The 20193-nt window shown below is 63.9% G+C and carries 18 protein-coding genes; 7 read left to right on the forward strand and 11 right to left on the reverse strand.

The features are described 5' to 3' along the window. The 3 genes from RTW82_RS23220 to RTW82_RS23230 form a co-directional block, all read right to left on the reverse strand. The coding region (locus RTW82_RS23220) for an acetyl-CoA C-acyltransferase (RefSeq protein ID WP_316926632.1) at positions 1–732 on the reverse strand (732 nt) is incomplete at its 3' end. Positions 733–838: 106 nt separating this feature from the next. Further along, entirely contained in the window at positions 839–1495 is a 657-nt protein-coding gene (locus RTW82_RS23225; RefSeq protein ID WP_173180323.1) for a CoA transferase subunit B, read from the reverse strand. A gap of 30 nt (positions 1496–1525) precedes the next feature. Next, entirely contained in the window at positions 1526–2221 is a 696-nt protein-coding gene (locus RTW82_RS23230; protein ID WP_316926633.1) for a CoA transferase subunit A, read from the reverse strand. 122 nt (positions 2222–2343) lie between these two features. Between RTW82_RS23230 and RTW82_RS23235 the strand changes: the two genes are divergently transcribed. The 4 genes from RTW82_RS23235 to RTW82_RS23250 all read left to right on the forward strand — a co-directional run bounded on the left by RTW82_RS23235 (position 2344) and on the right by RTW82_RS23250 (position 7267). After that, positions 2344–3258: a LysR family transcriptional regulator gene (locus tag RTW82_RS23235; protein ID WP_316926634.1), complete on the forward strand. Its 915-nt coding sequence runs from the start codon at positions 2344–2346 to the stop codon at positions 3256–3258. 108 nt (positions 3259–3366) lie between these two features. Further along, positions 3367–5322 carry an acetoacetate--CoA ligase gene (locus tag RTW82_RS23240; RefSeq protein WP_316926635.1) on the forward strand — a complete coding sequence of 652 codons (1956 nt, stop codon included), beginning with the start codon at positions 3367–3369 and terminating at the stop codon, positions 5320–5322. Positions 5323–5479: 157 nt separating this feature from the next. Then, positions 5480–6433, forward strand: a complete 954-nt coding sequence (locus tag RTW82_RS23245) for a DUF4431 domain-containing protein (RefSeq protein ID WP_052351453.1) — start codon at positions 5480–5482, stop codon at positions 6431–6433. Between the two features lie 75 nt (positions 6434–6508). After that, on the forward strand, positions 6509–7267 hold the full coding sequence (locus RTW82_RS23250) for a substrate-binding periplasmic protein (RefSeq protein WP_271660773.1): 759 nt from the start codon (positions 6509–6511) through the stop codon (positions 7265–7267). 244 nt (positions 7268–7511) lie between these two features. Here RTW82_RS23250 and RTW82_RS23255 read toward each other — a convergent pair whose 3' ends face one another. Next, positions 7512–8717: a PilT/PilU family type 4a pilus ATPase gene (locus RTW82_RS23255; protein WP_021216620.1), complete on the reverse strand. Its 1206-nt coding sequence runs from the start codon at positions 8715–8717 to the stop codon at positions 7512–7514. A gap of 158 nt (positions 8718–8875) precedes the next feature. On the opposite strand from RTW82_RS23255, the gene RTW82_RS23260 reads away from it, so the two are divergent. After that, positions 8876–9154 (forward strand): peptidylprolyl isomerase, encoded by a 279-nt coding sequence (locus tag RTW82_RS23260; protein ID WP_021216621.1) that lies wholly within the window; start codon positions 8876–8878, stop codon positions 9152–9154. A gap of 380 nt (positions 9155–9534) precedes the next feature. Here the strand turns inward: RTW82_RS23260 and RTW82_RS23265 are convergent, their stop codons facing one another. The 7 genes from RTW82_RS23265 to RTW82_RS23295 all read right to left on the reverse strand — a co-directional run bounded on the left by RTW82_RS23265 (position 9535) and on the right by RTW82_RS23295 (position 17662). Then, the gene (locus RTW82_RS23265; protein WP_169708300.1) at positions 9535–9711 is read right to left on the reverse strand and encodes a hypothetical protein; all 177 of its coding nucleotides are present in this window, start codon (positions 9709–9711) and stop codon (positions 9535–9537) included. A gap of 42 nt (positions 9712–9753) precedes the next feature. Further along, positions 9754–10329 (reverse strand): DUF2790 domain-containing protein, encoded by a 576-nt coding sequence (locus RTW82_RS23270; protein WP_169708301.1) that lies wholly within the window; start codon positions 10327–10329, stop codon positions 9754–9756. Between the two features lie 91 nt (positions 10330–10420). Beyond that, positions 10421–11743: an OprD family porin gene (locus RTW82_RS23275; RefSeq protein WP_021216623.1), complete on the reverse strand. Its 1323-nt coding sequence runs from the start codon at positions 11741–11743 to the stop codon at positions 10421–10423. 190 nt (positions 11744–11933) lie between these two features. Further along, positions 11934–13169: a TolC family protein gene (locus tag RTW82_RS23280; protein ID WP_031286773.1), complete on the reverse strand. Its 1236-nt coding sequence runs from the start codon at positions 13167–13169 to the stop codon at positions 11934–11936. Continuing rightward, complete coding sequence (locus tag RTW82_RS23285) at positions 13169–13471, reverse strand: DUF3240 family protein (RefSeq protein ID WP_021216625.1); 303 nt, start codon at positions 13469–13471, stop codon at positions 13169–13171. The genes RTW82_RS23280 and RTW82_RS23285 overlap by 1 nt, the downstream gene beginning before the upstream one ends. After that, on the reverse strand, positions 13464–16547 hold the full coding sequence (locus RTW82_RS23290; RefSeq protein WP_021216626.1) for an efflux RND transporter permease subunit: 3084 nt from the start codon (positions 16545–16547) through the stop codon (positions 13464–13466). The genes RTW82_RS23285 and RTW82_RS23290 overlap by 8 nt, the downstream gene beginning before the upstream one ends. Next, positions 16547–17662, reverse strand: a complete 1116-nt coding sequence (locus RTW82_RS23295; RefSeq protein ID WP_081672010.1) for an efflux RND transporter periplasmic adaptor subunit — start codon at positions 17660–17662, stop codon at positions 16547–16549. The genes RTW82_RS23290 and RTW82_RS23295 overlap by 1 nt, the downstream gene beginning before the upstream one ends. A gap of 462 nt (positions 17663–18124) precedes the next feature. Between RTW82_RS23295 and RTW82_RS23300 the strand changes: the two genes are divergently transcribed. Together RTW82_RS23300 and RTW82_RS23305 are read left to right on the forward strand one after the other, a co-directional pair. After that, on the forward strand, positions 18125–18799 hold the full coding sequence (locus tag RTW82_RS23300) for a heavy metal response regulator transcription factor (protein ID WP_031286775.1): 675 nt from the start codon (positions 18125–18127) through the stop codon (positions 18797–18799). Then, positions 18796–20187: a heavy metal sensor histidine kinase gene (locus RTW82_RS23305; protein ID WP_021216629.1), complete on the forward strand. Its 1392-nt coding sequence runs from the start codon at positions 18796–18798 to the stop codon at positions 20185–20187. The genes RTW82_RS23300 and RTW82_RS23305 overlap by 4 nt, the downstream gene beginning before the upstream one ends. Positions 20188–20193 lie beyond the last annotated feature (6 nt).

The raw sequence follows: 20193 nt of genomic DNA on the forward strand, positions 1-20193 counted from the left end.
GGCGGTGACGCTGCCGTCCTTCTTGAAGGCCGGCTTGAGCTTGGCCAGGGATTCGGCAGTGGTGCCGGCGCGAGGCTGCTCGTCGGTGGCGAAGGCGACGGGCTCGCCCTTCTTCTGCGGGATCAGGATCGGGGTGATCTCATCCACGAAGCGGCCCGCTTCGATGGCGGCGGAAGCCTTCTGCTGGGAAGCGGCGGCGAAGGCATCCTGGGCTTCACGGCTGATGCCGTACTTCTCCACCAGGTTCTCGGCGGTGATGCCCATGTGGTAGTCGTTGAAGGCGTCCCACAGGCCGTCCTGGATCATGCTGTCGACCAGCTTGGCGTGGCCCATGCGCAGGCCGGTGCGGGCGCCGGGCATGACGTAGGGGGCGAGGCTCATGTTCTCCTGGCCACCGGCGATGATCACCTCGGCGTCACCGCAGCGGATGGCCTGGGCGGCCAGGTGCAGGGCCTTGAGGCCGGAGCCGCAGACCTTGTTCAGGGTCATGGCCGGCACGGCGTGGGGCAGGCCGGCGAGGATGGCGGCCTGGCGCGCAGGGTTCTGGCCGCTGCCTGCAGTGAGCACCTGGCCGAGGATGACCTCGTCCACCTGGGCGCCATCGAGGCCGGTCTGGGCCAGCAGCTGGCGGATCACCGCAGCGCCCAGCTCGGGGGCGGGGATGTTGGCCAGCGAGCCCTGGAAGCTGCCGACGGCGGTGCGGGTGGCGGCGACTATGACGACGTCTTGCATATGCGGATCTCCTGCGGGGCCACGCCGCACGGGCCTGGCCGATGAACAAAAGACCGCCCCGCGGACGAAGCGTGCGTGGCGTTTCGTCCGCGAGGCGGAAGAGCAATCAGAAGCTCATTTCGATCACGTCGTCAGGGACGATCAGCTTGCCGGCGGTCTTGGCGACGATCTCCTCGATGCTGACGCCGGGGGCGCGTTCGCGGAGGATGAAGGCGCCGTCCTCGATCTCCAGGTAGGCCAGGTCGGTGAGCACCTTGCGGATGCAGCGGCAGCCGGTGAGCGGCAGGCTGCAATGCTTGAGCAGCTTGGACTCGCCGTCCTTGGAGGCGTGGGTCATGGTGACGATGATGTTGTCGGCACCGGCCACCAGGTCCATCGCGCCGCCCATGCCCTTGACCAGCTTGCCAGGGATCATCCAGGAGGCGATGTTGCCCTGCACGTCCACCTCGAAGGCGCCCAGCACCGTGAGGTCGACGTGGCCGCCACGGATCATGGCGAAGGATTCGGCGGAGTCGAAGATCGCCGCACCCTTGCTGGCGGTGACCGTCTGCTTGCCGGCGTTGATCATGTCGGCGTCGACTTCCTCCTCGGTGGGGAAGGCGCCCATGCCCAGCAGGCCGTTCTCGGATTGCAGCATCACTTCCATGCCCTCGGGCACGTAGTTGGCCACCAGGGTGGGGATGCCGATCCCCAGGTTCACGTAGTAGCCGTCCTTCAGTTCGCGGGCCACGCGCTGGGCCATCTGTTCGCGGGTTAGTGCCATGTCGTTTTCCTCGGATTCTTCTTGTCGTGGTCAGCGAGTGGTGCGCTTTTCGATGCGCTTCTCGAAGGTCCCGCAAATCAGGCGATCGACGTAGATGCCCGGGGTGTGGATCTGGCTCGGGTCCAGCTCGCCGGGCTCGACGATCTCCTCCACCTCGACCACGGTGATGCGGCCGGCGGTGGCCACCACCGGGTTGAAGTTCTGTGCGGTGTGGCGGTAGATCACGTTGCCGTAGCGGTCGGCCTTCCAGCCCTTGACGATGGCGAAGTCGCCGGTGATGGCCGGCTCGAGGATGTAGGGGCGGCCGTTGAATTCGCGGGCCTCCTTGCCTTCGGCGACCGGGGTGCCGTAGCCGGTGGCGGTGTAGAAGGCGGGGATGCCGGCGCCGCCGGCGCGCAGCTTCTCGGCGAGGGAGCCCTGGGGGGTGAGCTCGACTTCCAGTTCGCCGCTGAGCAGCTGCTGCTCGAACAGGGCGTTCTCGCCGACGTAGGAGGCGATCATCTTGCGGATCTGCCGGTCTTCCAGCAGCACGCCGAGGCCGAAGCCATCGACGCCGCAGTTGTTTGAGACCACGGTGAGGTCGCGCACGCCACGGCGGCGGATCTCGGCGATCAGGTTCTCGGGGATGCCGCACAGGCCGAAGCCCCCGGCGAGGACGGTCATGCCGTCGGTGAGCCCTTCGAGGGCTTCCTCGTAGCTGCCTACGCGCTTGTCGAGTCCACTCATGGTGCTGCCTCTTGTGATTGTCGTTGGCCCGGCACGTGGCCGGCGAGTGGGCCCAAGCTTCTCCTCGTTCGACTCATTTGTTAATTTTGTTTTTCCTCGCTATTGATCGGCAAAACAAATCAATGACCGTCAAGCAACTGCGTGCCTTCCTCGCCGTCGCCCAGAGCCTGAGCTTCGCCCAGGCCTGCGAGCGCCTGCACCTGTCCCAGCCGGCGCTGTCCCTGGCGATCAAGAACCTGGAGGAGTCCCTCGGCGGCCAGTTGCTGGTGCGCACCACCCGCAGCGTGGCGCTGACGCCGGAGGGCGAGACCCTACTGCCCATCGCCCGGCGCCTGCTGGCGGACTGGGACAACGCCGAAGAGCTGCTGCGTCAGCACTTCACCCTGCAACTGGGCAAGGTGGCCATCGCCGCCATGCCCTCCTTCGCCGGCAACCTGCTGCCGGTGGGCCTCAAGGCCTTCCGCGACCGCCACCCGAAGGTCAACGTCGCGGTGCACGACGTGATCAACGAACAGGTGCTGGAGATGGTGCGCAACCACCGCGTCGAGCTGGGTATCGCCTTCGAGCCGGAGTCCCTCGACGGCCTGGCCTTCACGCCCTTCTACAGCGACCGTTTCGTCGCCGTGGTGCCCGGCGATTGCCCGCTGGCCGAGCGTCGGGAAGTGAGCTGGGCGGAGCTGCTGGGCGAGCCCTTCATCACCCTGCAACGCCCCTCCGCCGTGCGCCTGCTGCTGGAGGAGCGGGTGGCGGCGCGGCACGGCCGGCTGCCGGTGGCCCTGGAGAGCCACCAGTTGGTGACGGTCGGGCGCATGGTCGCCCAGGGCCTGGGGGTGAGCGCCGTGCCCAGCCTGTGCATCCAGCAGATGGAGGAACTGGGCGCCCGCTGCATCGCCCTCGGCGAGCCGCAGATCGAACGCCGCGTGGGCCTGCTGTGGCTCGCCGGGCACAGCCTCTCCACCGCTGCCCAGGCCTTGGCAGACGTGCTGCTGCACCTGCGCGACTGGAACCGCCAGGTGCCATCGGGACCCGGCGAGTGAGACCAACCCCGAACCTTGTACCGGAGCGGCCGCCCACGGCCCGTGCCATGCTGTGAACATCGCCCGCCAGCGCAGTGGGCCCAGCCGTAGAAGAAGAGGAATCGCCCGATGAACCAGCCCCTGTGGAGCCCCAGCCCGGAACGCATCGCCGCCACGCGGATGGACGCCTTCCGCCGCGAGATCAACCGCCGCCACGGCCTCGACCTGGCCGACTACGCCGCCCTGCACGCCTGGAGCGTCGAGCAGCGGGAAGCCTTCTGGCAGGCGCTGGTGGAGCTGTTCGACGTGCGTTTCCATGCACAGCCCCGCACCGTGCTGGAGGAAGGCGCGGCGATGCCCAGCGCCCATTGGTTCCCCGGCGCCACCCTGAACTTCGCCGAGCACCTGCTGCGCCGCCGTGACGACCACCCGGCGCTGGTGGCCGTGGCCGAGGACGGCCGCCGTGAGCAGCTCAGCCATGCCGAACTGGCCGCCCATGTGGCCGGCCTGCAGCAGCGCCTGGCCGCCGCCGGGGTGGGCGTCGGCGACCGTGTGGCGGCCTTCATGCCCAACACCTGGCAGACGGTGGTGGGCATGCTCGCCACCGCCAGCCTCGGCGCCACCTGGTCGTCCTGCTCGCCGGACTTCGGCACCCAGGGGGTGATCGACCGCTTCGGCCAGATCGAACCCAAGGTGCTGATCGCCGCCGCCGGCTACCACTACGCCGGCAAGACCCTGGACCTGACCGCCAAGCTCAATGAAATCCTCCAGCGCCTGCCTGCCCTCGCCCAGTTGGTGGTGGTGCCCTATGCCCGCCCCGAGGCCCGCGCGGAAGACTTCGCCACCCCGGCCCGGGTCAGCCTGTGGAGTGACTTCTACCGTCCCGGCGGCGAACCCGCCTTCGTTCCCGTGCCCTTCGAGCAGCCGCTGTACATCCTCTACTCCAGCGGCACCACCGGGGTGCCCAAGTGCATCGTCCACGGCGTGGGCGGCACCCTGCTGCAACACCTCAAGGAACACGCGCTGCACAGCGACCTGAAGGCCGACGACACGCTGTTCTACTTCACCACCTGCGGCTGGATGATGTGGAACTGGCTGGCCTCCGGCCTGGCCCTGGGCGCCACCCTGGTGCTCTACGACGGCTCGCCCTTCCACCCCGGCCCCGAGCGGCTGATGGACCTGATCGACGCCGAGGGCATCAGCGTGTTCGGCACCAGCGCCAAGTACCTGGCCGCCCTGGAGAAGGCCGGCGCCAGGCCCCGCCAGAGCCATCGCCTGGAACGCCTCAAGGCGCTGCTCTCCACCGGCTCGCCCCTGGCCCACGAGGGCTTCGACTACGTCTACCGCGAGATCAAGGCCGAGCTGTGCTTGTCGTCCATCTCCGGCGGCACCGACATCGTCTCCTGCTTCGCCCTCGGCAACCCGGTGCTGCCGGTGTGGCGCGGCGAGCTGCAGTGCAAGGGCCTGGGCATGGACGTGCAGGTGTGGGACGCGGACGGCAGGCGGCTCACCTCCGGCAAGGGCGAACTGGTCTGCGCCCGGCACTTCCCCTCGATGCCGGTGAGCTTCTGGAACGACCCAGACGGAGAGAAGTTCCGCGCGGCCTATTTCGAGACCTTCCCCGGCGTCTGGGCCCACGGCGACTACGCCGAGGAGACGGGGCACGGCGGCCTGGTGATCCATGGCCGCTCCGACGCCGTGCTCAACCCCGGCGGCGTGCGCATCGGCACCGCCGAGATCTACCGCCAGGTGGAGAAGGTGGAAGAGGTGCTGGAATCCATCGCCATCGGCCAGGATTGGCAGGGCGACGTGCGCGTGGTGCTGTTCGTGCGCCTGCGCGACGGCGTGGCGCTGGACGAAGCGCTGCAGGCACGCATCCGCCAGGTGATCCGCGCCAACACCACGCCGCGCCACGTGCCGGCGAAGGTCATCGCCGTCGCCGACATCCCTCGCACCCTCAGTGGCAAGATCGTCGAGCTGGCGGTGCGCAACGTCGTCCACGGCCGCCCGGTGAAGAACACCGACGCCCTGGCCAACCCCCAGGCGCTGGAACTGTTCAGGGACCTGCCGGAACTGGCCGAGTGAACACGGCGAGGCCGTAAGCCGGGGGGCAGACCGACGGTTCCCTGGCACTTGCGCGCGTCACCCGCCCTGCGAACCCCATCACGCTTGGACCAATGGCCAAGGGAATGGCCGGGGCACCGGCGCTACCATGGCCGCTCCACCCCACCTGGACCCCGAGATGGATCTCATCCCCCGTGCCCTGCTCTGCCTGGGCCTCGCCCTGCCCTCCATCGCCCTGGCCACGCCCTGCCAGGAGTTCGAACCCGCTACCGCGCGCCTCGAAGGCAAGCTGGAGCGCCAGACCCACCCCGGCCCGCCCAACTTCGAAAGCGTCGAAAACGGCGACGAGGCGCGCACCGGCTTCTACCTGGTGCTGGCCGAGCCCGCCTGCGTGAAGGGCAACGACTACGAGACGGACATGGGCGCCGAGCAGGACGTGCGCCTGGTGCAACTGGTGCTGGACGAAGCCGGCTACAAGAAGCTCGAACCGCACCTGGGCCAGCAGGTGACCCTCGCCGGCCACCTGTTCTCCGCCGAGACAGCCTTCCACTACGCGCCGCTGCTGATGCAGGACGTGCAATGGCTGGAGGACCAGCCGACCGCCAGCGCCGACTGCGAAGCCCTGGCCGCCAAGGCCAACGACGCTGTCGGCTTCCACCCGCCCTGGTGGGGCACGGTGAAGGGCGAAGGCCGGCTGCACTTCCACAGCGCGCCGGACAAGGCCTGCACCATCCCCGGCCTGTTCATCATCCCCGGCGACGGCGTGACCATCTACGCCGCCGAGAACGGCTGGATGCAGGTGATGTACATCAACGCCAAGGGCGAGGACTTCAGCGGCTGGGTGGAAGAAAACCGCCTGGACGCCGCCCCGTCGCGCAGTGAAGGCGACGACCAGCCCGAACCGGCCGCCAGCGGCCAACCCGAGGACGTCACCACCTTCGCCGACCGCTACGCCAACTGCGAGCACTTCCTCGGCGAGGAGCCCTACGACGCAGAGCGGGCCAAGGAGCTGGCCCAGGCCGTGGAAGAACTGTGCACCGGCATCGACGCCCAGCTCGACGCCCTGCGCCAGCGCTACAAGGACGATGCCAGCGTGACCCAGGCCCTGGCCGGCTACGAGAAGGTGGAGTGACCCCTCCGCCGCGCCACCCCGACGCGGCGGCAGCCTCTCCTATACTCCTGGCGTCGCCCTGATACGGACCCCACCGTGCTCGCCAGAACCCTGTGCTTCGCCGCCCTGCTCTGCTGCGCCCTCCAGGCCACCGCCCGGCCCCTGCAGGTCGACCTGTACCTGCCCGATGCGCCGCCGCTGACCATGCTGGAAGCCGGCAACAGCCACGGCATCGTCGGCGACGCCACCCTGCTGGCGCTCAAGCGCGCCGGTTACCAGGTGCGCATCCTCGTCGCGCCCTGGGCACGGGCGCAGAAGCGCACCATGGAAGGCCGCGACATCCTCGTCATCCCCCTGTCGCGCACGCCGGATCGCGAAGCCTCCTACACCTGGGTCGCACCGATCATGGAGTTGCAGCGCGCCTTCTTCACCCTGGACGAGCCGGTGAAGGACTTCGCCGAGGCCCGCGCCCGCTACCGCCAGGTCGGCGTCGGCCTGGGCACCGCGCAGAACGAGATCCTCCGCCGCGAAGGCTTCGACGGCGGGCAGATACGCTCCCTGGTACTGGGCGACAAGCCTGCGCAGCTGCTGGAGATGGGGCGCATCGACGCCTGGTTCACCGGCGTCCCCGAGGCGCTCTACATCTGGCCCAAGGTCTCGCACCAGCGCCTGCGCATGAGCCCGCCCCTGGCGGCTACCGACCTCTACCTCGCCTGCTCCCTGGCCTGCAACCCGCAACTGGTGGACGACCTGCGCAAGGCCATCGAAGCCCTGCGCACGGACGGCAGCCTGAAGCGCATCCAGGCGCGGTACCTGAAGGACGCGCAACCGCTACTGGAACAACAGGCTCCGTAGGTCGGGTGCAACCCGACATGAGCCCATGCAAGCCTCGCGGGTTTCACCCGCCCTACGGGTGGGCAGAAGAGTTCAGAGCACGCACACGCCCAACGAAACTCCACCCCCATCGTAGGAGCGAGCTGTGCTCGCGAAGCCCTTTCCAGAGCCCCGGGCTGAAGCCCGGGCTACAGGCCTCGACGACCCGGTAGGTCAGGTGCAACCCGGCACGGATGCGCAAACGCATCGCGGGTTGGCGGCGTGGTCAGTAGTGCTTGCCGGGGTCTTCCGGCGGCGGATCTTCTTCGGGCAGGTCTTCGAGCTTGAGCTCCAGACCCCAGCTGGCGGCATCCTGGGTCGGCGTGGCCTGGGGCGTCGGTGCGGGAGGCGGGGTCGGTGCAGCGGCGGTGGGCCGGGTGCCGGGGCCGTCGCGGTGCAACTTGAGCTTGAGGCGCAGGTTGTTGGCCGAGTCGGCGTTCTTGATCGCCTCCTCTTCCTGGATCGAGCCCTCGATCACCAGATCGAACAGCGCCTGGTCGAAGGTCTGCATGCCCAGGGCCTTGGATTTCTCCATGATCTCCTTGATCGAGCTGAAGTCGCCGCGCTTGATCAGGTCGCTGATGGTGGAGGTGCCCAGCAGTACTTCCACCGCCGCGCGGCGCTTGCCGTCCGAGGTGCGCACCAGGCGCTGGGAAACGAAGGCCTTGAGGTTGTTGCCCAGGTCGTTGAGCAGCTGCGGCCGGCGCTCCTCGGGGAAGAAGTTGATGATGCGGTCCAGCGCCTGGTTGGCGTTGTTGGCATGCAGGGTGGAGATGGCCAGGTGACCGGTGTCGGCGAAGGCCAGGGCGTGTTCCATGGTCTCGCGGTCGCGGATCTCGCCGATCAGGATCACGTCCGGCGCCTGGCGCAGGGTGTTCTTCAGGGCGGCGTGGAAGCTGCGGGTGTCCACCCCCACCTCACGCTGGTTGATGATGGACTTCTTGTGCCGGTGCACGTATTCCACCGGGTCTTCGATGGTGATGATGTGCCCGCCGCTGTTGCGGTTGCGGTAGTCGATCAGCGCCGCCAGGGAGGTGGACTTGCCCGAGCCGGTGCCGCCGACGAAGAGCACCAGGCCGCGCTTCTCCATTACCACCTTGAGCAGGGTTTCGGGCAGCTTCAGGTCTTCGAACTTGGGGATGTCCAGCTTGATGTTGCGCGCGACGATGGAAACCTCGTTGCGCTGCTTGAAGATGTTGATGCGGAACCGCCCGATGTTGGGCAGGGAGATGGCCAGGTTCATCTCCAGCTCACGGTCGAATTCGCCGCGCTGCTCCGGGTCCATGATGGATTCGGCGATACGCGCCACGTCGCCCGGCTTGAGCGGGTCGGTGCCCAGCGGCTTGAGCACGCCGTTGAACTTGGCGCAGGGCGGCGCGCCGGTGGAAAGGTAAAGGTCCGAGCCATCCTGGGAGGCCAGAACCTTGAGCATCGAGGGGAGATCCATGGGAGCGAACGTCCAAAGGGCATTTCGAATAACGGTAGGCGAATTTCGCCCGGCTTCCTGCGCGTAAACGCGCAACCGATGAACTGTATGGGCGCGCCGCGCGCTGGCACAATGAACGGCTCCACAAACCACGAGGAAATCCCATGGCCAAGGCCCTTGCCCGCCACATCCTGGTCAAGACCGAGGCGGAAGCCGAACAGATCAAGCAGCGCCTGGCCAAGGGCGAGGACTTCGCCGTGCTGGCGAAGAAGCACTCCCTCTGCCCCTCGGGCAAGCGCGGCGGCGACCTGGGCGAAGTGCGCCCCGGGCAGATGGTGCGGGTGATCGACCAGGTGATCTTCAAGAAGCCGGTGCGCACCATCCACGGCCCGGTGAAGAGCCAGTTCGGCTACCACCTGGTGCAGGTGTTCTTCAGGGAGTGATGGGCGGTACCCCGCGCGGGCGGGTGAAAACCGGCGCTCGCCCGCTAAACCGACGCGCCGCCGACAACCGACTCCCCGCCCCGCCCGCAAAACCGCTACAATCGCGCCCTTTTGCGCGTCAGCGCCCCAGCCAGCCCAGGATTCAACCGTGATCTCCACCGCCAACATCACCATGCGATGATTTTGGCGAATAAGCGCGACTCCTGGCGGGCTGAAAGCCCCGGTTTTGCTGGGTCCCTTCCCGCCACTTCCCGCTCCTTTTCGGTACCAGTGGTACAAAAAATGGTATGAGCGCTCGTTCTTCTGGGCCTAGCCATACGCTCACTAACGCGCGCAGATTGCAGGTACTCGCAAAGCACATAGATACCTTGCCCACCTCATCACGACGCTGCCTGCCGCTCCTTCGCAACACCTTGCTCAACAGCTTTCTCTTTCTGCATCCTCTCCAGATGAAACTCTCGTAGCCGATTATTCACGTTGTTGCCTTCGCCCTTCGCCATGGAGGGAGTTGAAGACATGGCCAGAACCGCGACAACAATGAATCTGATAGTTCTCATAGTGCTCACCTATGCTGGTTGATCAATACAAACCATCTCGACTTAACGCCTGTTTATGCATTCGCCCTGGGCCAGGTAACGAATGGTGTGCAGTTCGCCTTTCGAATCGGCGTAACTGAGCAGTTTCTTCACGCTGCCGCAGTACTTAACATTCGGAGAACTGTAGATAACCTTGGCCACATCGAGCTTCATTCCGTAGCCATAATCCTTTATCGCAGGAACAGATTTTTTCACTCTCCCCGCATAGTCCTGAGTCTTCTTGAGGCTGTCCTTTTCGAACTGCTGCTCTATCTCGACACTGGTGCCCATTGCGTAGATATTTTGCGACCCCATCAGCACAGACAGGACAAAGATAAATTTCATAAATTTCATGGGCATACCCTCAGAAGAAATATTCCAGAAGAGATTAACAACCCATGACTGACATGACCGTTGCGCAAACATTACGCCTTTGCAAGATGCTTTTTTACAGGCAAAAAAAAGCGCCTTGAGCCAAGGCGCTGAGGATTCACCCTTTCCAAAGGAGCAATAGCTACCAAGGTGAATATTTACATCAGCCGGGAGCATCCGGACTGTCGACACGAGATAAACTGCGGACCTGCCAGGGTAGCGTTTCATCTCGTGCCATCTGATGATAAGCAACTCAAACTAACAAGAACGTGAGTGAAGAATTACAATCCTGAAAGAATGGAGTTGCCCACCCTGAGCGTTATAGAACGGTAATCGGGTATTCCACGATCAGACGGAACTCATCAAGGTCCGACTCATATTGAGTAGCCCGGGTATTGGCCTGGCGAATGCGGAAAGACATGTCTTTCAGCGAGCCGGTCTGCACCACGTACTTGACCTCGATATCACGTTCCCAGCGCTTCTGATTGGTGAGGGGGTTACCGTCACTGTCACGGCGCATGTAGACGCTGTTCGCGTTGCTGTAGTCGGCGTCGGTACCTTTGGCGTAGCGCGTCATGAAGGACAGGCCGGGAATGCCGTAGTCCTTCATGTTCAGGTCGTAACGCACCATCCAGGACCGCTCTTTCGGCGAGTTGAAGTCGCTGTACTGGATCGAGTTGTCGAGGAAGATCGAGTCGGACTGGCGCAGGTAGTCGAAATCATCGTCGCCGTTGTTGCGCTGGTGAGACAGCGCCAGCGTGTGGGCACCGAACTGGACGCCGATCTTGCCGCTCCAGATGTCGTTGTCGAACTCGCCAAGGAGCCTCTTGCCTTCGTCGACGGCCTTGTAATAGTTGAAGCCGCCGATAAGGGCCATGTTGTCGGAAAGCGGGTAGTTGAGCGTGGTGCCGAAGTAGTACTGGTTCCAGGCGTCTTTCAGGCGGCTGGTGTACAGGCTCACACCCACATTGTCGTTGAGGGTGTAGTCGCCGCCGAAGTAGGCGATCCAGGGTGCTGCCACGGGGCCGGCGTAGAAGGTCGCGAAGTTGTCGCGCATATCGCTGGAGACCGGCTGGCTCATGGAGTGCAGGCGGCCGCCCTGAACGGTCAGGCCTTCGAGGCTGGTGTTGGTCAGCGTCACCCCACGGAAGCTTTCCGGGAGCAGGCGCGAGTCGCCGTAGGCAACGACCGGAGTCACGGGGAATACGTCACCGACTTTGACTTCGGTGTCGAAGGCCTTGACCTTCACGGCCCCGCCAACCTTGGTGTATTCGTCACGGGCCTCACCTTCGCTGTTGACCGGCAGGACGTCGAACGAACTGCGGCCACCATTGCGCCCACCACCGGTATCCAGCTTGATGCCGATCATGGCGAATGCATCGACACCGAAGCCGACCGTGCCCTGGGTGAAACCGGATTCGAACTTACCGATGACTCCGTGCGCCCAGGCTTCGGAGTAACCCGCGCCGCCGGCGCCGTTCTCGCCATTGCGGTTGTCACGGTTGAAGTAGAAGTTGCGGTTGAGAATCGTCAGGCTGCTGCCTTCGATGAAACCTTCGCTTGGCTCTTCGGCGCTCGCGAGAGGGCTGATACTTGCAAGTGCCGCGAAGACGGCAAGCGACAGCTTGGTCTTTGAGTTCATGTTTGCTCCATATTGTTCGGCAGTTTCTTGTTGATTCGTGGCGGCCGTTTTTCTTGTTGCACTGCGAATTAGTGGCCGCTCCCTATCCTTACTGCCCGGAGCTGTCGACAACATGATTGAAGAATTACAATTTTGAAAGACGGCCCGCCAAGCGAGGCTTGGCGGGCCGTCCGGGTACTGCTAGCCGTGCTCAGGACTCGTCGAGCCCCCAGATGCGGTGCGCATCGATCAGCAACGACAAGTGGGCACGCAGGGTCTCGACATGAGCATCGAGGGCGTTCGTGGAGGCGCTCACAGCCTGTCGTCGAGCCAGCAGCAGCGATTGCAGATCCGCCTCGCCGAGCTCATAGGCACGCTGCATCTGGGCCTCGTTCTGCGCCATCGCTTCGGCGCCCTCCTTGGCGATGACGTAACTGTCATAGGCACCGGAGGCGAGGGCCACGTCGCGAGCGACCCGGGTCTCCAGCTCGCGCTTGACCAGGGCGGCATCCTGGCGCGCCATCTCCTCCTGCGAAAGAGCCTGGCTATAGCGGGCACTGCGCGAACCGCTGGGGATGGGCATGCTGATGCTCAGGCCATAGATCCGCTCGCGGCTGCCCTGCTCCGATGTGGTGAACACACCGAGGGTCGGGTCGGGAATCTTGTCGGCCTTGGCCCGTACGGCCTGCCCCTGGGACTTGAGCGCAATCGCCTGCGCACGTCGCAGCTCATCGCTCTCCTGCAGGATCCTTTCGCGCCAGATCGCCAGCTCACCCAACTCCTTTGACGGGGTGGGCAGCTCTACCTTGTTGCGCTCGATGCCTGGGAAGCGGTTCGACAGGCGGGCCCAGCTCGACGCAGCGCGCACCTTCGCATCGTTACCCTGCCGCAGCTGCTCGGCCTGCTCGGCACGCGCCAAGCTCACGTCCAGCTTGGAGGCGTCCCCGGCGCGGCTGCGCTTTTCCACGGCCACCAGGCTTTCCTTGGCCGAAGCCAGTCCCTTGTTGGCAATGTCCAGGGCGTGCTCAGCGGCGAGCCACTCCAGCCACAAGGCCATCAGCTCCTGGGCGCTCTCGTGCCTGGCCTCGCCATATCCGGCATAGGCCTCCTCCACCACCGCGCTGCTGATATCCCGATCTGCACTCATCTTGCCGGGCAAACGGATGGTGCGCTCCACGCCAACATTCCACTCGTTGTAGTTCGGCCCGCTGTTCACGCGGCGCTGCTGCCCCGTCGCCGTCATCACCCACTCATAGGGCGAGTTCCGGATGATGCCGGCCTCCTGCATCGCGGCCTCCATGCTGGCCTTCGCCGATGCCACCCGGGGGTCAGCAGACAGCAGCTCAGAGACGACGGACGTCGGTAATGCCTCCTGAATGGGCAGAGGCTTTGACGCGGCCGATCCGCTGGCGCCCATCAACAGAACCAGAAGAAGAAGTCTTTCCATCAGACGAACTCTCCGAGCAGGTTGATCTGAGACGTCCAGAAGCGCAGGCCCGTCCGGGGAAACTGCTCGCGCAGGGTGTCCAGGAGCTGGATGAGGTATTGCTGCTCGACAACGAGCTGGATCTGCACCGCGCGAGCTCGTCCCATGACCTGCTCGACTGGGTCGAGCGAAGACGTGGAGAGGCCGTGTGCCGCAACGGGCGTGCTGGTGAAAACCTGCGTGCCGGTGGTCACGAGCAACTGGTCGATAAGCTTTTCTTCAAGGGTTGGCGGGCAAAGCAGGGTCAGCCAGATATTAGGCATTCGAGGTCTCCCTCTTGGGATGAGCGAATCGGAGGTAGAGGATGGGCAGCAGCATCAGCGTGAGGGCGGTCACGGTGATGAGCCCGCCGATGACGACGATGGCAAGGGGACGCTGGATCTCGGAGCCGGGGCCCGTGGCGAACAGCAGCGGCACCAGGCCGAATGCGGTGATGGAGGCGGTCATCATTACCGGGCGCAGCCGGCGCTGAGCGCCTTGAACAACGACATCCCGTAGGGCCAGGCCCTCACCGTGCAACTGGTTGAAGTAGCTCACCAACACAATGCCGTTGAGCACCGCGATACCCAGCAAGGCGATGAAGCCCACCGACGCTGGCACGGACAGGTATTCGCCGGTGACCCAGAGCGCGACGATGCCACCGACCAGTGCGAAGGGGATGTTGCTGAGGATCAGCAGCGCCTGGCGGACCGAGCCAAAGGTGGAGAACAGCAGTACGAAGATCAGCCCCAGCGCGACCGGGATGACCACCGAGAGCCGGGCAGCGGCGCGCTGCTGGTTCTCGAACTGCCCGCCCCAGCTGATGCGGTAGCCATTGGGAAGCTCGACGTTCTTGGCGACAAGTGCCTTAGCCTCCTCGACGAAACCGACCAGGTCACGCCCGCTGACGTTGGCGATGACCACGCTGTAGCGGCTGCCCATTTCGCGGTCGATCTTCACCGGCCCTTCGGCCCGCTCCAGCTTGGCGACGCTGCGCAGCGGCACGCTGCTGCCGTCCGGCGCGGTGATCCGCACGGCGTCGAACTCGGCCGGCGATACCCGCACCGATTCCTTGGCCCGGATGAGTATCGGCGTGCGCTGGTTGCCCTCGATGACGATACCGGCGCGCTGGCCTTCGATCTGCGCGCGCAGCGCATCCTGGATGGTCTCCACGTCGAGCCCGAAGCGGCCGGCCTGCAGGCGGTCGATCTCGACGCGCAGGTACTGCACGCCATCGTTCTGCACGGTGTACACGTCCTGGTTGCCCGGCACCGTTTTCAGCAGCCCTTCGATCTGCCCGCCGAGCTCATTGAGTTTCGCCAACTCGGGGCCGTAGACCTTCACGGCCAGATCCCCGCGCACACCGATGATCATCTCGGAGACACGCATCTCGATGGGCTGCGTGAAGCTGTAGCCGATACCCGGCATCGGATCGAGCACCTTGCGGATTTCGTCCATCAGCTCTTCCTTGCTGTCCATCCTCCATTCACTGGTGGGCTTGAGCAGCAGGTAGGTGTCGGTCTGGTTGAGGCCCATGGGGTCGAGGCCGATTTCGTCCGAGCCCGCACGCGCCACGATTCCACGGATTTCCGGAATGGCCCCCATCAGGGCCTTGTGAATCTTCTTGTCCAGCTCGGCGGTCTGCTCCAGGCTCACCGACGGCAGCTTCTCGATGCCGACGATCAGGTCCCCTTCATCCATGGTGGGCATGAAGGTTTTGCCGACCTGCGTATACACCAGGCCTGCGACGACCAGCAGCGCAGCGGCGAGGACTCCGACCACCTTCTGCCGACGCAGCCCCCAGTCGAGCGCAGGCGTGTATGCAGCGAGAAGCTTGCGGGCCAGCCAGGGGTCCTCGTGCTTGACCTCGCGCAACAGGTAAGAGGACAGCACCGGAATCACCGTCAGGGAGAGCAGCAGCGAACCGGCCAGGGCGAAGACGATCGTCAGCGCCACAGGCACGAAGAACTTGCCTTCCAGCCCCTGCAGGGTGAGCAGCGGGAGGAACACCGTAATGATGATCAGGATGCCGGAGGTAACCGGCACCGCTACCTCACGGACCGCACGGTAGATGATGTGCAGGCGCGGAAGCTTGCCGCCCGAGCTGTCCGTAGCCAGCCGCTGGACGATGTTCTCGACGACCACAACCGCAGCGTCCACCAGCATGCCGATTGCGATGGCCAGGCCGCCCAGGCTCATGAGGTTCGCCGACATGCCGAAGAAGCGCATGAGGATGAAGGTGATCAGCGCCGCAAGAGGCAGCACCAATGCAACGGTCAGGGCTGCACGGACGTTGCCGAGGAACAGCGCCAGCAGCAGGATGACCAGCACGGTGGCTTCAAGCAGTGCCTTGGAGACCGCACCCACGGCCTTGTCCACCAGCGAGGAGCGGTCGTAGAACGTGGTGATCTTGATGCCTTGCGGCAAAGTCGGTTCCAGCTCCTTGAGCTTCTGCTGAACCCCCTTGACCACCTCACGGGCGTTGGCGCCAGCCAGGCCGAGCACCAGCCCCTGCACCGCTTCGCCATTGCCATCCTGGGTGACCACGCCATAGCGCGTGAGGGTGCCGATCTTCACTTCGGCGAGATCGCCGATCCGCACAGGCGAGGAGCCATTGGCGTTCACCACCACGGCACGCAGATCGTCCAGGGTGCGAATGCTGCCTTCGCTACGCACCAGCAGGACCTCATCACCCTCCCCCAGGCGGCCGGCGCCATCGTTGCGGTTGTTGACCTCCACCGCCTTGGACAGCTGCTCCAACGTCACGCCACTGGCCGCCATGCGCACCGGGTCGGGCATCACTTCGAATGTCCTGACCTCCCCACCCAGCGAGTTGACGTCGGCCACCCCAGGCACCGTACGCAGTGCCGGGCGGATGACCCAGTCCAGCAGGCTGCGGCGCTCCACCAGGGACATGGAGTCACCGTCCACGGTGAACATGAACATCTCCCCGAGCGGCGTCGTAATGGGCGCCATGCCACCTGAAATGCCTTCAGGCAGGCTGTCGGTGAGGTTGCCCAAGCGCTCCGCCACTTGCTGGCGAGCCCAGTAGATGTTCGTGCCATCCTTGAAGTCGATGGTCACGTCCACCAGGCCGTACTTGGTGACCGAACGCAGGATCTTGGTATCCGGGATGCCGAGCATCTCCACTTCAATCGGGACCGCGATGCGGCTTTCCACTTCTTCCGGGGTCATTCCCGGGGCCTTCATGATCACCTTCACCTGGGTGCTGGCAACGTCGGGGAAGGCGTCGATAGGGAGTCCGCGGTAGGCGTACCAGCCTGCCGCCGCGATGAGGACCGTCGCCAGAAGCATGAACAGCCGCTGCGACAGCGAGAATTGAACAAGACGACTCAGCATCACTCACCGTCCTCTTCAAGCCAGGCGCCTTTGAGGGCGATCACACCGGACACGGCGACTTCGTCCTGCGCCTTGATGTCACCCTCAACGCGCACCAGTTGGCCGGCGCTGGCCTGCACCTTCACCGGCTTTGCCACGAAACCGTCGGGGGTGCGCACGAAGACCACCGAGTCGTCCTTGTTGCGCGCCACCGCTGCCAACGGCAGCGACCACGCCTTGCCCGAAGACTCGACCGGGATTTCCACGGTGACCAGCTCGCCAGGGCGTAACAGACCCGCCGCGCCATCGATCTCGGCACGCAGAACGACGAACTGGTTGTTGGCCGTGATGGTGGGGCTCAGGCTCAGGACCCGCCCGCTCACCTGCTTGTCAGCCACATCAACGCGAGCCCCGACCTTGACGCCGAGGCTGGCGTTCACCGGTATCTGCACATCGAGCCAGAGGGTGTCGACCTGGGTCACGTTGAGGATGGCGGTGGCGGCATCAACACGCTGCCCAGGACGGACGGAAATGGCGCTGACGATCCCATCCTGCGCAGCGGTCAGGGTGATGGAGTCCGAGGGCACTCCAGTGCGGATGACCTGCTCCATCACCTCCTTGGTAAGGCCTGCCAGTGTCAGCTCCGACTTGGCCTGGGAGAGCGTCGCCTCGGCTTCCTTCAGAGTGGCTTGGGACTCCTGCGCACGACGCTGAGGAATGATCCCTTCCTCGAACAGCGACTGCTCCCGCGCATGAGCCTGGCGCGCCAGAGTCGCCCGCGCCGAAGCCTGCAGCAGCTGCAGTTGCAACTGACTCATAGCGGGGCTGGAGAGCCGCACCATTGCCTCACCACGCTTGACGGCCTGGAACTCCCCCACCAACAGCTGCGTCACCAGCCCTTCGAGAGGAGAGCTGATGACCTGCTCGGATCTGGGAGGCACCACAACCTGGCCAGGGTAGCGGCTACGCACCTCACCCATGGCGGTGTCCTGCACGGGGATCAGCTTGATGCCGAGTGCCCGCATCTGCTCCTCGGAAACAGCGAATTTTTCAGCGCCCAGGACAGAGCCCGACACCAGACATGCGCATGCGAGCGACAAACTTTTCACATAGCTCAAATGCCAATTCACTTTCATCGGAAAACCCCTATGCAGCGCCATGTAAAGGACATGAACTCGACCTGTTTTTTGTAGAAATTAATTGGGATGCAATGTGTAGAAGACGGCAAAGACGAGTGGCACACCCATTCATCTGCGCCCTGCATTGCGCAACAAATTAATGACGTAGAATTTCTCTACGGTGAGAAGTCTAAAAGTTCACGACTGTCAGGAACGTGGCGCAATAATTACAAATCTGTAGGGTTTCTCCACGGTCAGGTTTTTCACGCTAGAATCGGCTCAACCCCAGAAAAACAAAGGGATTCGGCTCAAAATCGCTTCACTGCGTCCAGACCGAACCCAGGTGTGCGACAAACTGACGCGGCGCAATGAGATTGCAACTTCCGCCCTTAGATGAATGGACGCGCAAACAGCAAATCACCCAACAACTCTAATAATTTTGTTACCCCTCATTTTTAAATTATTCGAGCGAACCAAAACATGCGTGTACTGGTAGTAGAAGACGAAACAAAAACGGCTGATTATCTTCAGCAAGGGTTATCCGAAAGTGGTTATGTAGTTGATCGGGCCGGCAATGGGATCGATGCACTTCATCTTTTCAGCCACAACTCTTATGGCCTCATCATCCTCGATGTGAACCTGCCCGGCCTCGATGGCTGGGGTGTGCTCGACACCATCCGCAAGACCAGCCGCGTGCGGGTCATGATGCTGACGGGGCGAGGCCGACTGAACGACAAGGTGAAGGGGCTGGACAGCGGCGCCGACGATTACATGGTCAAACCCTTCGAGTTCCCCGAGCTGCTGGCCCGCGTGAGGTCGCTTCTGCGGCGCGGCGATGAGCTGGTGGAGTCACCCACTCTGCGGGTGGCCGACCTTGAGCTCGACCCAGGACGTCATCGCGCCTACCGCGGTGAGCAGCGGATAGACCTCTCCACCAAGGAGTTCACCCTGCTCCATCTGCTGATGAGCCGCTCGGGTTCGGTGCTCACGCGCTCGCAGATCATCTCCCTGGTCTGGGACATGAACTTCGACTGTGACACCAACGTCATCGATGTTTCCATCAGGCGTCTGCGCGCCAAGATCGACGACCCGTTCGACACCAAGCTGATCCACACTCTGCGCGGCGTTGGATATGTGCTTGAGGATCGTTCATGAGCAGCGATAGCCTCGCGACCCGCCTGGGCCTGAAGGTTGGCCTGATGAGTGTTGCCCTGGTGGCACTCATCTCAACCTTTGGCTATCTCATGCTCGACCAGGGGCTGGAGCGCATCGCCAAGTCCAGCGTGCGCACCAAGATGGAAGGCATCGCCCACAGTCTTTCCAGCGCAATGAACATCAATGACGTGAACTCCAAATCCCATGTGCTGGTTGACCTGGCGATGGGACATAACAATCTCTACGTCAGCATCTTCGACTCCGCAGAAAGCAAGCAGCCGATCCTGACGCTCGGCTCGAAGTCGGTGACCTTCGAGCTGCACCGGTTTCCAGCGCACGAGGAAATGGCATTCCATGAGTGGCTGGACCCGCTGGGGCGGCCGATGCTCAGCAGCGCGCAACTCATGCGACTGAAGGACGGTACCCAGGTCGGGGTCTACCTCACCATTGATCAGTCCGCCGACGTTGAACTGCTCGACGCGCTCCTCAAGTGGGCGTTGATCGCCGCGCCTTTCCTGCTGTTGCTGATCCTGCTGGTAGCGTGGTGGACCGTTCGCCGAGGCCTGCAACCACTGACCAGTTTCCTGCGCGTTGCCTCCAAGATCTCCACTGACAATCTTGAGCATCGGCTGCCAACGGAGCGACTGCCCGCCGAACTGCGGGAGCTGGCCAACGGCATCAACTTCATGCTGCACCGCCTGGACAATGGGGTTCAGCAACTTTCCCAGTTCTCCGATGACCTCGCCCACGAGCTGCGCGCGCCGATAACCAACCTGATGGGAAAGGCTCAAGTGACCCTCTCACGCGAGCGCCCACCGCAGGAGTACCGCGAGGTGCTCGAATGCTGCACCGAGGAACTGGACCGGGTCACCCGAATCGTCTCGGACATGCTGTTCCTCGCTCACGTCAGCCACCCCGCCTCCCAGGTTCAGTTCGAAGCGGTCGCCCTGGAGGACGAACTGCAACGGGTGGGCGACCTTTTCAGCCTGAGCGGCGATGAAAAGGGGGTACGCCTTGAGTCTTCCGGTACCGGGCTGGTCATGGGTAATCGCCTGATGATTCAGCGCGCGATCTCCAACCTGCTTTCGAACGCCATCCGCTACTGCCCTTCAGGCGCCACCGTGACGATGAAGATTGGTCAGAAGAACGGAGTGGTTCGACTGTCAGTCGGCAACCCGGGCCAAGGCATCGGCGAGGAACACCTTCCTCACCTGTTCGAGCGCTTCTACCGCGTGGACAAGAGCCGAGCGCGCACCGAGGGTGGAACGGGCCTGGGTCTGGCCATCGTGCGATCCATCATGAGCCTGCATCAGGGCAGTGCCAGCGTATCGGTCGAGCCTAATGGCTTTACGTGTTTCTACCTGGATTTCCCGGCACTGAAGGCATGACTTAAC

Origin of the sequence: Pseudomonas sp. zfem005 (assembly GCF_032621735.1) — a bacterium.
Taxonomy (GTDB): Bacteria; Pseudomonadota; Gammaproteobacteria; order Pseudomonadales; family Pseudomonadaceae; genus Metapseudomonas; species Metapseudomonas solani.

Excerpts from the sequence above, each read along its gene's own strand:
- RTW82_RS23240 (WP_316926635.1), top strand. The coding sequence starts at position 3,367 with ATGAACCAGCCCCTGTGGAGCCCCAGCCCGGAACGCATCGCCGCCACG.
- RTW82_RS23300 (WP_031286775.1), top strand. The coding sequence starts at position 18,125 with ATGCGTGTACTGGTAGTAGAAGACGAAACAAAAACGGCTGATTATCTT.
- RTW82_RS23280 (WP_031286773.1), bottom strand. The coding sequence starts at position 13,169 with ATGGAAAGACTTCTTCTTCTGGTTCTGTTGATGGGCGCCAGCGGATCG.
- RTW82_RS23245 (WP_052351453.1), top strand. The coding sequence starts at position 5,480 with ATGGATCTCATCCCCCGTGCCCTGCTCTGCCTGGGCCTCGCCCTGCCC.
- RTW82_RS23270 (WP_169708301.1), bottom strand. The coding sequence starts at position 10,329 with ATGAAACGCTACCCTGGCAGGTCCGCAGTTTATCTCGTGTCGACAGTC.
- RTW82_RS23260 (WP_021216621.1), top strand. The coding sequence starts at position 8,876 with ATGGCCAAGGCCCTTGCCCGCCACATCCTGGTCAAGACCGAGGCGGAA.
- RTW82_RS23265 (WP_169708300.1), bottom strand. The coding sequence starts at position 9,711 with ATGAGAACTATCAGATTCATTGTTGTCGCGGTTCTGGCCATGTCTTCA.
- RTW82_RS23275 (WP_021216623.1), bottom strand. The coding sequence starts at position 11,743 with ATGAACTCAAAGACCAAGCTGTCGCTTGCCGTCTTCGCGGCACTTGCA.
- RTW82_RS23230 (WP_316926633.1), bottom strand. The coding sequence starts at position 2,221 with ATGAGTGGACTCGACAAGCGCGTAGGCAGCTACGAGGAAGCCCTCGAA.
- RTW82_RS23295 (WP_081672010.1), bottom strand. The coding sequence starts at position 17,662 with ATGAAAGTGAATTGGCATTTGAGCTATGTGAAAAGTTTGTCGCTCGCA.
- RTW82_RS23225 (WP_173180323.1), bottom strand. The coding sequence starts at position 1,495 with ATGGCACTAACCCGCGAACAGATGGCCCAGCGCGTGGCCCGCGAACTG.
- RTW82_RS23235 (WP_316926634.1), top strand. The coding sequence starts at position 2,344 with ATGACCGTCAAGCAACTGCGTGCCTTCCTCGCCGTCGCCCAGAGCCTG.
- RTW82_RS23285 (WP_021216625.1), bottom strand. The coding sequence starts at position 13,471 with ATGCCTAATATCTGGCTGACCCTGCTTTGCCCGCCAACCCTTGAAGAA.
- RTW82_RS23290 (WP_021216626.1), bottom strand. The coding sequence starts at position 16,547 with ATGCTGAGTCGTCTTGTTCAATTCTCGCTGTCGCAGCGGCTGTTCATG.
- RTW82_RS23305 (WP_021216629.1), top strand. The coding sequence starts at position 18,796 with ATGAGCAGCGATAGCCTCGCGACCCGCCTGGGCCTGAAGGTTGGCCTG.
- RTW82_RS23255 (WP_021216620.1), bottom strand. The coding sequence starts at position 8,717 with ATGCTCAAGGTTCTGGCCTCCCAGGATGGCTCGGACCTTTACCTTTCC.